The sequence below is a fragment of the Kaistella sp. CFF1-2 genome, from assembly GCF_059509915.1.
Genome location: NZ_JCAKLF010000001.1, coordinates 619,440 through 634,363, shown reverse-complemented (window position 1 = coordinate 634,363; position 14,924 = coordinate 619,440). Strand labels below are relative to the sequence as shown.

Genomic DNA, 14,924 nt, shown 5'->3' with positions numbered 1-14,924 from the left:
TAATTTGTGTTTTTAGTGAGCCTGGCAGAAATGCCAGGTTTTTTTAACTTTAATAAAAAATAAGAATATGATATCGCGCTTAGACGTTACAGATAAAGCTTTGGAAGTAATTGAAAATTTGGAGCAGAAGCATGGTCCACTCATGTTTTATCAAGCAGGTGGATGTTGTGAAGGAACGCAACCGCAATGTTTTGAGAAGGGCGGTTTTTTTCCAAGAATGAATGATGTTTTGATTGGTCACATCAAAGATTTTGAATTTTGGATCGACCGAGATTTGTTCGAATACTGGAAATATTCCCATTTTACATTAGATGTTTTGGATGGTTTCGGTCCAGGTGGTTTTTCTTTAGAAACGCCTTTAGGAAAGACCTTTAAAGTTCATTATAGATTATTTACTCCCGAAGAATTGCAGAATTTGGAACCTGTGAAACGGAATGAGTGATTAGTAATTTTAAAATTGAAATTGATTTTTAGCTGAGAAAAATCTGAAGAAATAATTTCCATCACCTAAATTTGTGAATCTTAAGCAATTAATCAGATGGACAGAGTTAAAATCAAACGACATTATTATTTCAAATTACTATTTTTTAGTGTTATTGTTGGTGTTGCCGCATCTATTTTGGCGTGGTTGCTGAAAACAATCACCATTTATTTTCAAGAGTTGCTTTTTGATAGTGCAAAAGAAAAATCGTGGATGTTTATTGTTTTTCCAACGATTGGTATCACGGCAATTTATTTTTTAAGAAAATATCTTTTCAAAAACCGGAAAAATAAAGGGATTACGGAGATTTACAAAACCGTTGACCAGCGAAAAGATCATTTGCCCATTTTTAAAATTCCGTCGCATTTTATCAATGGTTTTTTGACGGTCATTTTTGGAGGCTCAACTGGGATTGAAGTTTCCACTGTTGTGGCGAGCGCAACTATTGGAAATACAGCGTACGAAAATAGATTCTCGCCTAATCTTTACAAATTAGAACTGATTTGTGCAGGCGTCGTGGCGGGCGTTTCTGTTTTGTTTGGAAGCCCAATTGTAGGATGGCTTTTTGCTTTAGAAGTCATCGCAAAAAAGGTTAGTAAAACCTTATTTTTAAGTTGTACGGCTTCGGCTTTGGTTTCTTGGGGATTTCTGTATTTTATTAAAACAGAGCCTTTATTTCCCTTCGCCATCACAGAATGGAAATGGTCTGCGTTGCCATTTTTTATGGTGTTAAGTCTTTTGGGCGGTGTTTTGTCGGTGTATTTTACACTACTGGTAACCAGAATTAAAGATTTTTTCTCCGGAATTAATAATAGTTTTCTGAGAGTAAATCTTGGTGCTTTGATTGTTGGGATACTAATTTTTATATTTCCGTTTTTGTACGGTGATAGCTATCATTCGTTGGGTGAAATGGTACTTCATCCCACAAATTATTCCTTTGTTTTTCTATTTCTATTGGTTTTGTTGAAACCTTTGGCTTCGGCATTGACATTAGGAGCAGGCGGTGATGGAGGCGTTTTTGCACCAAGTATTGTGGTTGGAGCGTTCTTAGGATTTTTGTTTGCTTTTGTTTGCAATACGTATTTCGGGGCAACATTTATTTATCTCAATTTTATGCTTGTGGGTGCGGCTGCAACTTTGTCGGCTTCTATTTATGCACCTTTAACTGCGTTATTTCTAGTATGTAATCTTGCTCCAAATGGTTACGTTTTATTTTTACCTATTTTAATTGCGAGTTTTGTGGCTCAATATTTTGCAAAAAAACTTCTTTCTTATAATGTTTATACTTATGCGATGGATACGAAAGCTAAATAAATGTGTTTCTTACAATTGTAAAAATTAAATTTTGGACTTAAATGGATCTTAGAGTAGCTCGTCATACGCATAATCTTGGGAGTGTTATCGATTTTTACACCAAAATTATTGGACTTGAAGTTAATGGGAAATTCAATAATCATGATGGTTATGATGGGGTTTTCCTAGGAAAAAAGGGCTGCTCATGGCATTTGGAGTTTACGACTTCTGCTAATGGTGCTCATCATTTATTTGATCCTGATGATTTGTTGGTTTTTTACCCTTCAACGACTAACGAATATGATTTTATTATTAATTCGATAGCGTCCAATTCGATCGAAATACATGTTCCTACAAATCCATATTGGCAGAAAAATGGAATATTAGTTCATGATCCTGATGGTTACGGAATCATTATTAGTCCTTTGAGAATAAAAGAATAACTAGGTAATTTTCAATCTTAAATTTCCACACAAACTTTCACTGATTTTTTCTAAATTTAGAAACGAATCAAAAAGTATGGTTAAAAGAGTTGTTAGCTTAGTTTTAGTGGGATTTTGTATGTCGACTTTTTATGCGCAAAAGCAAGAAGTCAAGACGGAACAGAAAATGGAATGGTTTCAAGACGCCAAATTGGGAATTTTCGTCCATTGGGGAATTTACTCAGTGAAGGGAATTTCGGAGTCTTGGGCTTTTTTCAATAACTACATCAACCACGAAAATTACATGAAGCAGTTGGACGGTTTTACGGCTTCCAACTACAATCCTGAGGAATGGGTTCGGCTTATTAAAAATTCGGGTGCGAAATATTCTGTAATCACAACTAGACATCACGATGGTGTTTCTCTGTGGGATTCGAAAGCAGATAAAGCGGTCACGACCAAGAAGGATGCAGCTGCAAAACGAGATTTGCTTACAAGTTTTGTTTCCGCTTTGCAAAAAACCGATCTTAAGACGGGACTTTATTATTCGCTTCCCGATTGGAGTCATCCTAATTATGATGTAAATACCCGAACTAAAATTCGATATAAACTTAAAGACGAACCAAAACGTTGGAACGAATTTGTTACGTATTATCAAAGTCAACTTAACGAACTTTCGTCACAATATAAGCCAGATTTAATTTGGTTTGACGGCGATTGGGAGCATACTTCAGAAGAATGGCAAGCTCCAAAAACCTTGTCAAATCTTAGAAAATACAATCCTAATATTATCATCAATTCTCGATTGAATACGCATGGTGATTACGAAACTCCGGAGCAAGGAGTTCCTGTTTTGGCACCAAATGCAACGTACTGGGAATTGTGTTATACCATGAATGATTCGTGGGGGTTTCAGCCATTTGATACCAATTACAAAACACCAAATATGATTGTTCGAACGTTGGCGGATGTAATTTCGATGGGTGGAAATTTATTGATTGATATCGGTCCAAAAGAAGATGGAACGATTCCTCAAGAGCAGAAAGCGATTTTGGAAAATTTGGGACGTTGGACGAAAAAGCACGAAGAAGCTGTTTATAAAACGCAAAAGGGAATTCCTGCAGAAAACTATCAAGGGAAATCCGCGTTGTCAAAAGATAAAAAGAAGTTGTTTTTGTATTTGGAAGAAGCAAAGGATTTTGCTAAAATTTATGGTTTGAATTCAAAAATTACATCTGCTAAAGTTTTGGGCGATCCGACTGGGAAGGTAGAATTTAAACAAAATGAAAAGGGAAATGCTTTACTGAAATTTCATCAAGTTAAATTCGATCAAGATGTTCCTGTGATTGAAATTCAATTTGAATCTCCGTTGACTCTAAAAGAAAAAATCGATTTTGAAAAGTCGAGTTTGGAAACTATTTTAAAAGAAAAAGAGGCTAAGCAAGCGGCATATCAAATCGCTTTTCAATTGAATAAAGGAACCAATGTATTGAATAACTCGGGTTTAACTTCTGATGGTTTAGATATGAAAATTAAGACGCCTTCAAACTCAAATTCGGAAACTTTAAATTGGATTTCTAAATCTGCAGAAGCTTTATACGAAACCGAAAAAGGATTTCCTTCTGGACATTATTCAGGAATGACGGCGCTTTCAAAAGATAAACAAACGCTCTATCTTTTTGTTGAAGGAACGCCTACGGGACCGATTGCTTTGAAAGGTTTGAAAAATAAAATCTCTAGAATTCGTATTGTTGGTGAAGGTTCCATGATCAATCATCATATCTATAATAAGTTGTATTGGAGCCCGATTCCGGGAATCGTGTATATCGATATTCCGAAAGAACGTTTAGACAAGAATCTTACAGTTATTGCGGTTTTACTAGATGGCCCAATTGATTTGTATCGTGAAAAAGTGGGAGCGATTGAAAGTAATTTATGAGTCTAATTTTCATTTTACTTTTGGTGCTGAATGTTTCCACATTCTTACTTTATGGTTGGGATAAAAGACAGGCGAAGAATAAACAATGGCGAACTTCGGAAAACACTTTGTTGGTGGTGGCTTTTTTGGGTGGAAGTTTGGGAGCGGTTCTCGGAATGCTATTTTTTCGACATAAAACTTCAAAACCTTCATTTCTCGTCAAAATAGGGTTTATTTTACTATTTCAAGTGGCTTTGGGCTATTATTTCTATACGATTCAAATCTAAAATCAAGAATTTCTTTTATGTTTTTCGGATTTTTTTGCGATTATATTGAAAAAGACGCAGTGTTTTATTTCAGAATATTGCTTTTTTGTTAATTGTTCAATCTAATTGTTTATTTTTTTTAAAAATTTCGTACTTTTGCACCCGTAAAAAATAAAGATGCAAAACATTAGAAATATTGCGATTATCGCACACGTTGACCACGGAAAGACGACTTTGGTTGACAAAATCATCCACGCAACCAATATTTTCAGAGAAAATCAAGAGTCTGGTGAGCTTATCATGGACAACAATGATTTGGAGCGTGAAAGAGGGATTACCATTTTGTCTAAGAACATTTCGGTAACGTACAAAGACACGAAAATCAATGTAATTGATACACCTGGTCACGCCGATTTTGGTGGTGAAGTTGAGCGTGTATTGAAAATGGCGGATGGGGTAATTTTGCTAGTAGATGCTTTCGAAGGACCAATGCCACAAACGAGATTCGTATTGCAAAAAGCGTTGCAATTGGGTCTTAAACCAATTGTAGTTATCAACAAAGTAGATAAAGAAAACTGCCGTCCAGACGAAGTTCACGACAAGGTTTTTGATTTATTTTTTGCTTTGGATGCAACAGAAGAGCAGTTGGATTTTCCAACCTATTACGGTTCTTCAAAACAAGGATGGTTCAATACATCTTTGGAGCCTACAGATAGTATTTTACCAATTTTAGATGGTGTTCTTAAATACGTTCCAGAACCAAAAGTTGAGGAAGGTACACTTCAAATGCAAATTACATCTTTAGATTTTTCATCTTTCTTAGGAAGAATTGCGATTGGTAAAATTGCGAGAGGTTCTGTTAAAGAAGGACAATGGATTGGTCTTGCGCAAGAAGGAGACAAAATTGTAAAAGGAAAAGTAAAAGAACTTTACGTATTTGAAGGATTAGGTAAGAAAAAAGTTCAGGAAGTTTTCGCTGGTGATATTTGTGCGATCGTAGGATTCGACAAATTCCAAATTGGTGATACTTTCGTTGACGTTGATAATCCAGAACCACTTCCAAGAATTGCTATTGATGAGCCTACGTTGAACATGACGTTCTCAATTAACAATTCACCTTTCTTCGGAAAAGACGGGAAATATGTAACATCGAATCACCTTAAAGAAAGACTAGAAAAAGAATTAGAGAAAAACTTGGCATTACGTGTTCAACAAACAGATGATGCAAATACATTCTTAGTTTTCGGTCGTGGTATTCTTCACTTATCTGTTTTAATTGAAACGATGAGAAGAGAAGGGTACGAAATGACGATTGGTCAGCCTCAAGTTATCTTTAGAGAAATCGATGGTGAGCAATGTGAGCCTTACGAATCTTTGGTAGTAGACGTTCCAGAAGAATTTGCTTCTCGTGTAATCGATTTGGCTACGCAAAGAAAAGGAGATCTTCACATTATGGAGACAAAAGGGGAAATGCAGCATATGGAATTCGAAATTCCTTCTAGAGGTTTGATCGGATTGCGTTCTCAAATGCTTACTGCAACTGCTGGTGAAGCGATTATGGCTCACCGTTTCACAGAATACAAGCCTTTCAAAGGTGCTATTCCAGGTAGAAACAATGGCGTATTAGTAAGTAAAGGAACAGGTCCTGCTACAGAATATTCAATTGCTAAATTGCAAGATAGAGGTAAGTTCTTTGTGGATCCGGGAGAGGAAATCTACACAGGAATGATCATCGGTGAACAAAATAAACCTGGAGATTTGGTGGTAAACATCGTTGAAGCAAAACAATTGAACAACATGCGTGCTTCTGGTAAAGATAAAGATACAGGTGTTGCACCGAAAATCTTGTTCTCTCTTGAAGAATGTATGGAATATATCCAAGCTGATGAAGCGATCGAGGTAACTCCGAATTTCGTCCGTATGAGAAAGAAAATTCTTTCAGAAGAAGAAAGAAAGAGATTAGAAAGAAATGCAAAAGCATAATTCATTTCGAACTCAATAATATAGAATCCCCAATAATTTGGGGATTTTTTCGTTTAGATAAGCAATGTAGTTTGGGTTTTCCAAGCCTTTTCTTCTAAAAATTTTAAGTATTTTCGCAATCTATGAATAGACGTAATTTCAAAATTTCGCTTTGGGCGCTTATGATGTTGTTAATTGTTGCGGCTTGTGGTTCGCAACCTAAGAAAACACCACCTAAAAAACCGACAACAACGCAGCCCGTTCCTCCAAAAAAAGAAACAAAACCAACTGAAACGGCAACGAGTCCTAAAGATGTTGATGCGGTGAAAGTTACGCTTCCTGAAGTGAAACGAGAGTTTCGTGCCGCTTGGATTGCATCGGTTGCTAATATCAACTGGCCTTCAAGAAAAGATTTGACGACAGAGCAGCAAAAAGCGGAAGCGATTACCATATTAGAAACGTTGCAGAATAATAATTTCAATGCGGTGATTCTTCAAGTTCGCCCTTCGGCGGACGCTTTGTATAAAAGTGATTTGGAACCATGGTCGTATTTTTTAACTGGTGAGATTGGTCGCGCGCCGTATCCAGCTTATGATCCTTTAGAATTTTGGGTCGAAGAATCTCATAAAAGAGGAATTGAAATTCACGTTTGGCTCAATCCATATCGTGCGCACCACACGGGCGGTGGTTCGGTGACCTCTGAGTCTATGGTGAGACGTTCTAGTGACAACGTCGTTCGTTTGAAAAACGGAATGTATTGGTTTGATCCGTCTAGTGAAAAAACGCAAGATCACGTATCCAACGTGGTTCGCGATATTGTGAAACGTTACGATATTGATGGAATTCATTTTGACGATTATTTTTATCCATATGCGACTTATAATGGAGGTGCGGATTTTCCTGATTCAAAAACGTGGAATATCTACAAAAATTCGGGTGGAACACTTTCTAGAGCAGATTGGAGACGTGCGAATGTTAATAAATTTGTCGAGCGTATTTATCGTGAAATTAAATCAGAAAAGAATTATGTGAAATTTGGAATTAGTCCATTTGGAATTTGGAAGCCGGGATATCCGCAAGGAATTACAGGTTCTTCTCAATACGATGAATTGTATGCAGATGCTAAATTATGGTTAAATCAAGGTTGGGTTGATTATTTCTCGCCACAATTGTATTGGCCAATCGAATCAAAAGGACAAAGTTTTCCAGCGTTATTGCAATGGTGGAAAGACGAGAATACAAAAAGTCGTCATTTATGGCCAGGTTTAAACACGGTTGAAATCAAAGTTTCTGATCGTCCAAAAGAAATTGTTAATCAAATTGAAATGACCCGTACGATTTTGAAAAAAGATGCGGGAGAAATTCATTATAGCATGGCTGGTCTTACAAAGAACTTCAACATGCTTCCTTCTTTGAAAAATGGGCCGTATAGTGCGCAAGCGTTGATTCCTTCAAGCCCTTGGTTGAAACCATTGACTTTAGCAAAACCAAGTTTAGATTATACTACAACAGGTGGAAATATTATACTTCGTTGGAATTCATCAACGCCTCAAAATGTCTATAAATGGATTGTTTACACGCAATATGGAAGCGATTGGGAAACGGAGATTGTTGAAAAAAATGTCTTGACGAAATCCATTGCAAAATCAAAAAATGGAAAAAATCTAAATAACATCGCAATTAAAGCCGTAGATAGGCTTTCAAACGAAAGTGATTATACTGCAAAAAAAATTAAATAGCAATCTTAACGGATGTTTTTACTCAAAATAGTGTACAATAAAAAAAAATAACTTAACTTGCGCCAAAATTGGTAAAAAGGACTCAATACATGTTCATTCAGTAGTTGTTTTCATTTTAGTCAGTTCAATAACAACATTTATTTTTTTAATATGAACATTTTTATTTCAAACTTGAGTTACAACACAGTTGAGCAAGAACTTCAAGCATTATTCGAAAATTACGGAGAGGTAGAATCTGTAAAGATTGTTACTGATAGAGAAACTGGTAGAAGCCGTGGATTTGGTTTCGTAGAAATGCCAAACTCTGAAGAAGCTCTTAAAGCAATCGAAGGTCTTCACCAAACAGATTACAAAGCAAGAGTTCTTAACGTTGTAGAAGCTAAACCAAAAGAATCTAACTCTAGAGGAGGTGGTAACGGTGGTTTCAGAAGAAACAACAACAGATACTAAAAATACAATCCCGACTCAGTCGGGATTTTTTTTTTGACTTCATTCTAAAAGTCAATAGATTTTTATAAAGTTTCCATCTTTCTTTGATATTCTAGGCATCTTCTTGTAATTTTAATGCAAATACGAAAAAAATGATCAATACAAAAAGACTTTCAGCAAAAATGGAAAAGGCTCTTAGCGAGCAAATGAATGTAGAAGATTTACAATCTAGAGTCTATTTTTCTTACGGAATTTGGGCTACAGATCAAGGTTATGGAGGTATTGGAAATTTCCTCTTCCGTCATGCACAAGAAGAACGTAATCATGCGGTAAAATTCATGATGTACATACTTAATCGTGGTGGAAAACCCAAGATTAATGCGTTACCAGCTCCTGGAAAAGATCCCAAAAAATTAACCGAATGTTTTGATCTTGTTTTCAAACATGAAGTTGAAAATACCGAGAAAATTTATCAACTCGTTAACTTGGCTTTTGAGGAAAAAGATTGGGCAACATGGAATTTCTTGCAGTGGTTTGTGGAAGAACAAATTGAAGAAGAAACATTAGCAATGGGCTTAATTGATAAATTGAAAATTGCTGGTGGTGACAAAGCTAGTGACGAATCTTTATTCAATCTTGATAAAACGCTTGAAGAAACTCCTGACGATGCGCCAATGGCTCGCGATGCCAATGGTGAAAATCCTTAAATTGAAAAAATCAAGCAACAATACAGAATCTGCACCGCAAATTGGGGCAGATTTTTTCTTTAGTGAACTAAAAAAAGTATCTTTGCAAACCTTCCGATTGTGAAGGTTTTATAGTATTAATTAAAATATCCTTCAACTATATGAAATGTGGAATTGTCGGTTTACCGAATGTTGGGAAATCAACGCTTTTTAACTGTTTAAGCAACGCAAAAGCGCAGTCTGCTAACTATCCATTCTGTACGATCGAGCCAAATTTGGGTACGGTTTCCGTTCCAGATCCTCGATTGAATAAATTAGAAGAATTGGTAAAGCCAGAACGTGTATTGCCTGCGGTTGTAGAAATTGTAGATATCGCTGGCTTGGTGAAAGGTGCTAGTAAAGGAGAAGGTCTTGGAAATCAGTTTCTTGCTAATATTAGAGAGTGTGAAGCGATTATCCACGTTTTACGTTGTTTTGAAAACGGAAATATTATTCACGTTGAAGGTTCGGTTGATCCTTTGAGAGATAAAGATATTATTGATATTGAACTTCAGTTGAAAGATCTTGAAACGGTTGCCAAAGCAGCTGAAAAGGCAAAGAAGTTCATTAAATCGGGTAAAAAAGAAGATGTTTTTCGTTTTGAAACGCTTCAAAAATTGGAGAAATTCATCGAGGATGGAAATAATGCTCGTGAATTTGCAACAGATGATGTTACCAAGGCGATTCTAGATGAGGTTCAAATGCTGACGAACAAGCCTGTTTTGTATGTTTGTAATGTGGATGAAAACTCCATTAAAAACGGTAACGAATGGATTGCGAAAGTAGAAGAAATGGCGAAGCGTGAAAACGCAGAAGTTGTTGTTCTTGCAGCTCAAATTGAGGCTGATATTAACGAATTAGAAACGTTCGAAGAAAGACAAATGTTCTTAGAAGAGCTTGGTTTGGAAGAGCCAGGAGTAAATCGTTTGATTCGTAAAGCGTACGATTTACTGAAGTTGCAAACGTATTTCACTGCAGGAGTAAAAGAAGTTCGTGCTTGGACTATTGAACAAGGTTGGACGGCTCCGCAAGCGGCTGGAGTTATTCACACCGATTTCGAAAAAGGATTTATCCGTGCGGAAGTTATTCAGTACGAAGATTTCGTTACCTACGGTTCTGAAGCAAAAGTAAAAGAAGCGGGAAAGCTTTCTGTAGAAGGGAAAGAATACGTTGTGAAAGATGGTGATGTGATGCATTTCCGTTTTAATGTGTAAGATATTATTGTAAATTATAGAATATAAAAGTGCTGTTTTCGCAGCACTTTTTTTATTTTTATCCAAATTCTAAACCTATGAAAGAATTTTTTGAAAACTATCCGTATGTTTTATTGATTTTGGAGGGCGTTTACCTCGTTTTTACCATTTTATTGGGTGGCAAAATCATTATGGATACCAAGACTACGAGTAAAACTTTGGCGTATCTCATGCTTATTGTTTTTCTGCCTTTTGTAGGGATTATTATTTATTTTGTTTTTGGGGTCAATTATCGAAAAAATAAATTTTATAAGTTTAAAATTGAACATAACGAGAAGATTTATCAAGAAATACGAAAGTTTATTCAGTCGGAGCATAGTGCTTCACTGAATATCGCTCCGAAAGATTTGAATCGTTTCGTAAAAACGATTGATTTTCTTTATCGTGGTTTTTATTCACCTTTAACGCATAGCAATCACGCGGAGGTTCTAATCAATGGTGAAGAAAAATTTCCTAAGGTTTTAGAGGTTTTAAAAAACGCAAAACATCACATTCATCTCGAATACTACATTTACGACAATGATGTAATTGGAAATACGATTGCGGATATTTTAATGGAAAAAGCGCGTTCTGGCGTGAAAGTACGTTTGTTATACGATGATTTAGGAAGTTCAAATTTGAAAAAGCCATTTCGAGAAAAACTAATTCAAGCGGGTGTTGAAGTTGCTCCGGTCAATAAAATCACATTTAAATTATTTGCAAACCGAATCAATTATCGCGATCACCGAAAAATTATTATTGTCGATGGCTTGCACGTTTTCACAGGCGGAATCAACGTTTCAGATAAATACATCAACCCAAATCTGAAAATTTATTGGCGAGATTCGCATTTGTATATGCGTGGAAATTGTGCTTACTATTTCCAATTTTTATTTTTGAGTAATTGGATGGTTGCGACTGAAAAAATGGTTTCTATTGATCGTTCGTATTTCAATCAAAAAGTCGAAGTGGAAGGCGATAAGTTGGTTCAAGTTGCGGTGAGCGGCCCTGATATTAAGCCCGGAATAATGCTTTCTACGGCTTCTTCAATTTACGCGGCTACGAAAAGAGTTTTTATCACGACACCGTATTTTATTCCGACCACGTCAATTCTCAATGCGATTAAACAACAGGCAATTGCAGGTGTTGATGTCCGACTTTTGGTTCCGAAAAATGGAGATTCTTTGATGGTGAATTCCGCAGCGTATTCCTATTATGAGGAATTGTTGGAGAGTAATGTCAAAGTTTATTTCTACGAAAAAGGATTTGTTCACGCCAAAACGATGTTAATTGACGATGATTTTGCGTGTATTGGAACCGCAAATATGGATATTCGAAGCCAAGAATTGAATTTTGAAGTGAATACGCATGTTTATAATTCTGAAATCAATGCAAAACTTGCCGACGCTTTTTTTGAAGATTTAAAATCAAGCACTGAAATTCGATTAGAAGACTGGGAGAAACGACCGAAAGCGCGTGTGTTCTTCGAACATCTAGCTCGATTAATGTCGCCATTGTTGTAACAAAAATCGTCGAGTTTAAACTAATTAAGGACAAAATTTAAAGTTAGAAAAAATGAGAAATCACGAAATAGATTATAAAATTTTTGGTGAAGAGCTTCAATGTGTTGAAGTTGAATTAGATCCGCAAGAATCGGTTATTGCAGAACCCGGCGGTTTCATGATGATGACGGAAGGGATTTCGATGGAAACAATGTTCGGTGACGGTAGCAATAATGGTGGCGGTATCATGGGGAAGTTGTTTTCCGCTGGAAAGCGTATGCTTACTGGCGAAAGTCTTTTTATGACGGTGTTTACAAATACATCTTCTGAGAAAAAGCAAGTAAGTTTTGCAGCTCCGTACGCAGGGAAAATAATTCCGCTTAATCTTGCTGAATATGGTGGACGAATTATTTGTCAGAAAGATAGTTTTTTGTGCGCTGCAAAGGGAGTTGCAATTGGGATTGAATTTCAGAAAAAGCTAGGAACGGGTCTTTTTGGAGGTGAAGGTTTCATTATGCAGAAGCTGGAAGGTGACGGAATGTGTTTTGTGCATAGCGGTGGACACGTGATTGAACGTGAGTTGAAGCCTGGCGAAATTTTGAAAGTAGATACAGGCTGTATTGTAGGTTTCACTCAAACTGTTGACTATGATATTCAATTTGTTGGTGGAATTAAAAATTCACTTTTTGGGGTGAAGGTTTGTTCTTTGCGCAATTACGAGGTCCAGGAAAAGTTTTTGTTCAAACCTTGCCAATCAATCGTTTAGCGGGACGTATTTTGCAATATGCAGGTGGTAGAAAAGGAGAGGAAGGAAGTGTTCTTGGGAAATTAGGAAATCTTTTAGATGGCGATGGTTTTTAATATCAAATCAACTTAAAATAGAAAATCAGAGTTTTTGCAACTCTGATTTTTTTATGCTTTTTGTTCTCATATTCTTGAAGAAATTAACAAGAAACCTCGATTTTAATTTTCAAATATCTTCTTATTTCATTAAATTTGTGAGTTATGCAAGAAGTGTTGCCTAATCAAATTTGAGGGAATTGTATGAGTGAAAATCAACCACAGGTAAATTATTCAGAAGAAAATATCCGTACGCTGGAATGGCAAGAGCACGTGCGCTTGCGTCCAGGAATGTACATCGGGAAACTTGGTGACGGTTCTTCGGCGGATGATGGTATTTATATTTTGTTGAAGGAAGTTATTGATAACTCGATTGATGAGTTCCGTATGAAAGCCGGAAAACGTATCGAAATTAAGTTGGATGACACGAAAATGGTGATTCGAGATTACGGTCGTGGAATTCCGTTGGGGAAAGTCGTAGACGTAGTTTCTAAAATGAATACCGGTGGTAAATACGATTCCAAAGCATTTAAGAAATCCGTTGGTTTAAATGGGGTTGGTACCAAGGCGGTTAATGCGCTTTCTACGTTTTTCAAAGTGCGCTCTGTTCGTGATGGACAAACCAAAGTGGCCGAGTTTTCGAAAGGAAATTTAATTGAAGAATTTCCAATTTCTGAATCTACAGAACGTAACGGGACAGAAACGACTTTCGTTCCTGATATGGATATTTTCCCGCATTTCAAGTTTCGCAAAGAGTATATCGAGCGTATGCTTCGCAATTACGCCTACCTGAATCCAGGTTTGAAAATTGCGTTTAACGGTGAAGTTTTTTACTCGGAAAACGGACTAAAAGATTTACTGAATGAAGAGTTGGAAAGCGATATTTTGTATCCAATTGTCCATTTAAAAGCGGAAGATATTGAGCTTGCCATTACCCACTCGGACAAATCTCAAACAGAAACGTATTTTTCGTTTGTTAACGGACAAAATACTACACAAGGTGGAACGCATTTGAATGCATTTCGGGAAGCATATGTAAAAACAATTCGTGAGTTTTTTAATAAGAATTTTGAAGCTTCGGATATTCGAAAGTCGATTATTGCAGCCGTTTCTATCAATGTAGAAGAACCTGTTTTCGAATCGCAAACGAAAACCAAATTAGGTTCCAACGATATGGGACCAAACGGTCCAAGTGTACGAACATTTATTGTTGATTTTTTGAAAAATCAACTTGATAATTATTTACATAAAAATCCGGAGATCGCAGAAGCGATTCATCGTAAAATTTTAGTTTCTGAGCGTGAAAGAAAAGAACTTTCTGGAATTCAGAAATTAGCTCGCGAGCGTGCGAAAAAAGTTTCTCTACACAATAAAAAACTACGTGATTGCCGTCAACATTACAATGATCAAAAGGCAGAGCGTAAATCGGAAACGCAGATATTCATTACCGAGGGAGATTCTGCATCGGGATCAATTACGAAATCGAGAGATGTTGAAACGCAAGCGGTTTTTTCATTAAAAGGAAAACCGTTGAATTGTTATGGTTTAACGAAGAAAGTGGTGTATGAAAATGAAGAATTTAATCTTCTTCAAGCCGCTTTGAATATTGAAGACAGTTTGGAAGATCTTCGTTACAATCAAGTCATAATCGCAACCGATGCCGATGTTGATGGAATGCACATCCGTTTGTTGATGATTACATTTTTCCTTCAATTTTTCCCTGATGTTATTAAAAATGGACATTTGTATATTTTGCAAACGCCGTTGTTTCGAGTTCGAAATAAGAAAGAAACGCGCTATTGCTACAATGAAGAAGAGCGCTTGAGAGCGTTAAATGAAATGGGGAAAAATCCAGAAATTACCCGATTTAAAGGTTTAGGAGAGATTTCACCCGATGAGTTTAAACATTTTATTGGACAAGATATTCGCTTAGAGCCCGTGGTTATTGGAAAAGACCAAACCATTGAGCAGCTTCTCGAATTCTACATGGGGAAAAACACACCGGATAGACAAGTTTTCATCATGGATAATCTCGTTGTTGAAGATCCTGATATAGATAAGAAAGTCGCTTTAGACGAAGCATAAAAAACAAAAAACACACCCACAGATTTGAAT

Annotated in this window: 12 protein-coding genes and 1 pseudogene; all 13 read left to right on the top strand. The window is 36.4% G+C overall.

The window, feature by feature from the left end; translation table 11 throughout:
• Positions 1–67: 67 nt before the first annotated feature.
• The 13 genes and pseudogenes from AC5XHR_RS02945 to AC5XHR_RS02885 all read left to right on the top strand — a co-directional run bounded on the left by AC5XHR_RS02945 (position 68) and on the right by AC5XHR_RS02885 (position 14,894).
• Positions 68–442, top strand: a complete 375-nt coding sequence (locus tag AC5XHR_RS02945) for a DUF779 domain-containing protein (protein ID WP_495949283.1) — start codon at positions 68–70, stop codon at positions 440–442.
• Between the two features lie 96 nt (positions 443–538).
• Positions 539–1,795, top strand: a complete 1,257-nt coding sequence (locus AC5XHR_RS02940) for a chloride channel protein (RefSeq protein WP_495949282.1) — start codon at positions 539–541, stop codon at positions 1,793–1,795.
• 41 nt (positions 1,796–1,836) lie between these two features.
• Positions 1,837–2,217, top strand: coding sequence for a VOC family protein (locus tag AC5XHR_RS02935; RefSeq protein WP_495949281.1), 381 nt, complete (start codon positions 1,837–1,839; stop codon positions 2,215–2,217).
• A 76-nt stretch (positions 2,218–2,293) separates the two neighbouring features.
• Positions 2,294–4,135, top strand: a complete 1,842-nt coding sequence (locus AC5XHR_RS02930; protein ID WP_495949280.1) for an alpha-L-fucosidase — start codon at positions 2,294–2,296, stop codon at positions 4,133–4,135.
• Positions 4,132–4,401 carry a DUF1294 domain-containing protein gene (locus AC5XHR_RS02925; protein WP_495949279.1) on the top strand — a complete coding sequence of 90 codons (270 nt, stop codon included), beginning with the start codon at positions 4,132–4,134 and terminating at the stop codon, positions 4,399–4,401. Before AC5XHR_RS02930 ends, AC5XHR_RS02925 begins: the two co-directional genes overlap by 4 nt.
• A gap of 156 nt (positions 4,402–4,557) precedes the next feature.
• Positions 4,558–6,363, top strand: coding sequence for a translational GTPase TypA (gene typA, locus AC5XHR_RS02920; RefSeq protein WP_495949278.1), 1,806 nt, complete (start codon positions 4,558–4,560; stop codon positions 6,361–6,363).
• Between the two features lie 122 nt (positions 6,364–6,485).
• Positions 6,486–8,081, top strand: a complete 1,596-nt coding sequence (locus tag AC5XHR_RS02915; RefSeq protein ID WP_495949277.1) for a glycoside hydrolase family 10-like protein — start codon at positions 6,486–6,488, stop codon at positions 8,079–8,081.
• 150 nt (positions 8,082–8,231) lie between these two features.
• Positions 8,232–8,531, top strand: coding sequence for an RNA-binding regulator (gene rbp / locus AC5XHR_RS02910; RefSeq protein WP_495949276.1), 300 nt, complete (start codon positions 8,232–8,234; stop codon positions 8,529–8,531).
• A gap of 131 nt (positions 8,532–8,662) precedes the next feature.
• Complete coding sequence (locus AC5XHR_RS02905) at positions 8,663–9,217, top strand: ferritin (RefSeq protein ID WP_495949275.1); 555 nt, start codon at positions 8,663–8,665, stop codon at positions 9,215–9,217.
• Positions 9,218–9,357: 140 nt separating this feature from the next.
• On the top strand, positions 9,358–10,449 hold the full coding sequence (gene ychF / locus AC5XHR_RS02900; RefSeq protein WP_495949274.1) for a redox-regulated ATPase YchF: 1,092 nt from the start codon (positions 9,358–9,360) through the stop codon (positions 10,447–10,449).
• A 77-nt stretch (positions 10,450–10,526) separates the two neighbouring features.
• A complete protein-coding gene (gene cls, locus AC5XHR_RS02895; protein ID WP_495949273.1) occupies positions 10,527–11,990 on the top strand; it encodes a cardiolipin synthase in 1,464 nt (487 codons plus the stop codon).
• A 52-nt stretch (positions 11,991–12,042) separates the two neighbouring features.
• A pseudogene (locus tag AC5XHR_RS02890) lies at positions 12,043–12,830 on the top strand (TIGR00266 family protein).
• Positions 12,831–13,013: 183 nt separating this feature from the next.
• Positions 13,014–14,894: a DNA topoisomerase IV subunit B gene (locus AC5XHR_RS02885; RefSeq protein ID WP_495949272.1), complete on the top strand. Its 1,881-nt coding sequence runs from the start codon at positions 13,014–13,016 to the stop codon at positions 14,892–14,894.
• The last annotated feature ends 30 nt before the right edge of the window (positions 14,895–14,924 follow it).

Bases quoted from the DNA above. Each gene is read 5' to 3' on its own strand.
- AC5XHR_RS02915 (WP_495949277.1), top strand. From the start codon at position 6,486: ATGAATAGACGTAATTTCAAAATTTCGCTTTGGGCGCTTATGATGTTG.
- rbp (WP_495949276.1), top strand. From the start codon at position 8,232: ATGAACATTTTTATTTCAAACTTGAGTTACAACACAGTTGAGCAAGAA.
- AC5XHR_RS02935 (WP_495949281.1), top strand. From the start codon at position 1,837: ATGGATCTTAGAGTAGCTCGTCATACGCATAATCTTGGGAGTGTTATC.
- cls (WP_495949273.1), top strand. From the start codon at position 10,527: ATGAAAGAATTTTTTGAAAACTATCCGTATGTTTTATTGATTTTGGAG.
- AC5XHR_RS02945 (WP_495949283.1), top strand. From the start codon at position 68: ATGATATCGCGCTTAGACGTTACAGATAAAGCTTTGGAAGTAATTGAA.
- AC5XHR_RS02940 (WP_495949282.1), top strand. From the start codon at position 539: ATGGACAGAGTTAAAATCAAACGACATTATTATTTCAAATTACTATTT.
- AC5XHR_RS02905 (WP_495949275.1), top strand. From the start codon at position 8,663: ATGATCAATACAAAAAGACTTTCAGCAAAAATGGAAAAGGCTCTTAGC.
- typA (WP_495949278.1), top strand. From the start codon at position 4,558: ATGCAAAACATTAGAAATATTGCGATTATCGCACACGTTGACCACGGA.
- AC5XHR_RS02925 (WP_495949279.1), top strand. From the start codon at position 4,132: ATGAGTCTAATTTTCATTTTACTTTTGGTGCTGAATGTTTCCACATTC.
- AC5XHR_RS02930 (WP_495949280.1), top strand. From the start codon at position 2,294: ATGGTTAAAAGAGTTGTTAGCTTAGTTTTAGTGGGATTTTGTATGTCG.
- AC5XHR_RS02885 (WP_495949272.1), top strand. From the start codon at position 13,014: ATGAGTGAAAATCAACCACAGGTAAATTATTCAGAAGAAAATATCCGT.
- ychF (WP_495949274.1), top strand. From the start codon at position 9,358: ATGAAATGTGGAATTGTCGGTTTACCGAATGTTGGGAAATCAACGCTT.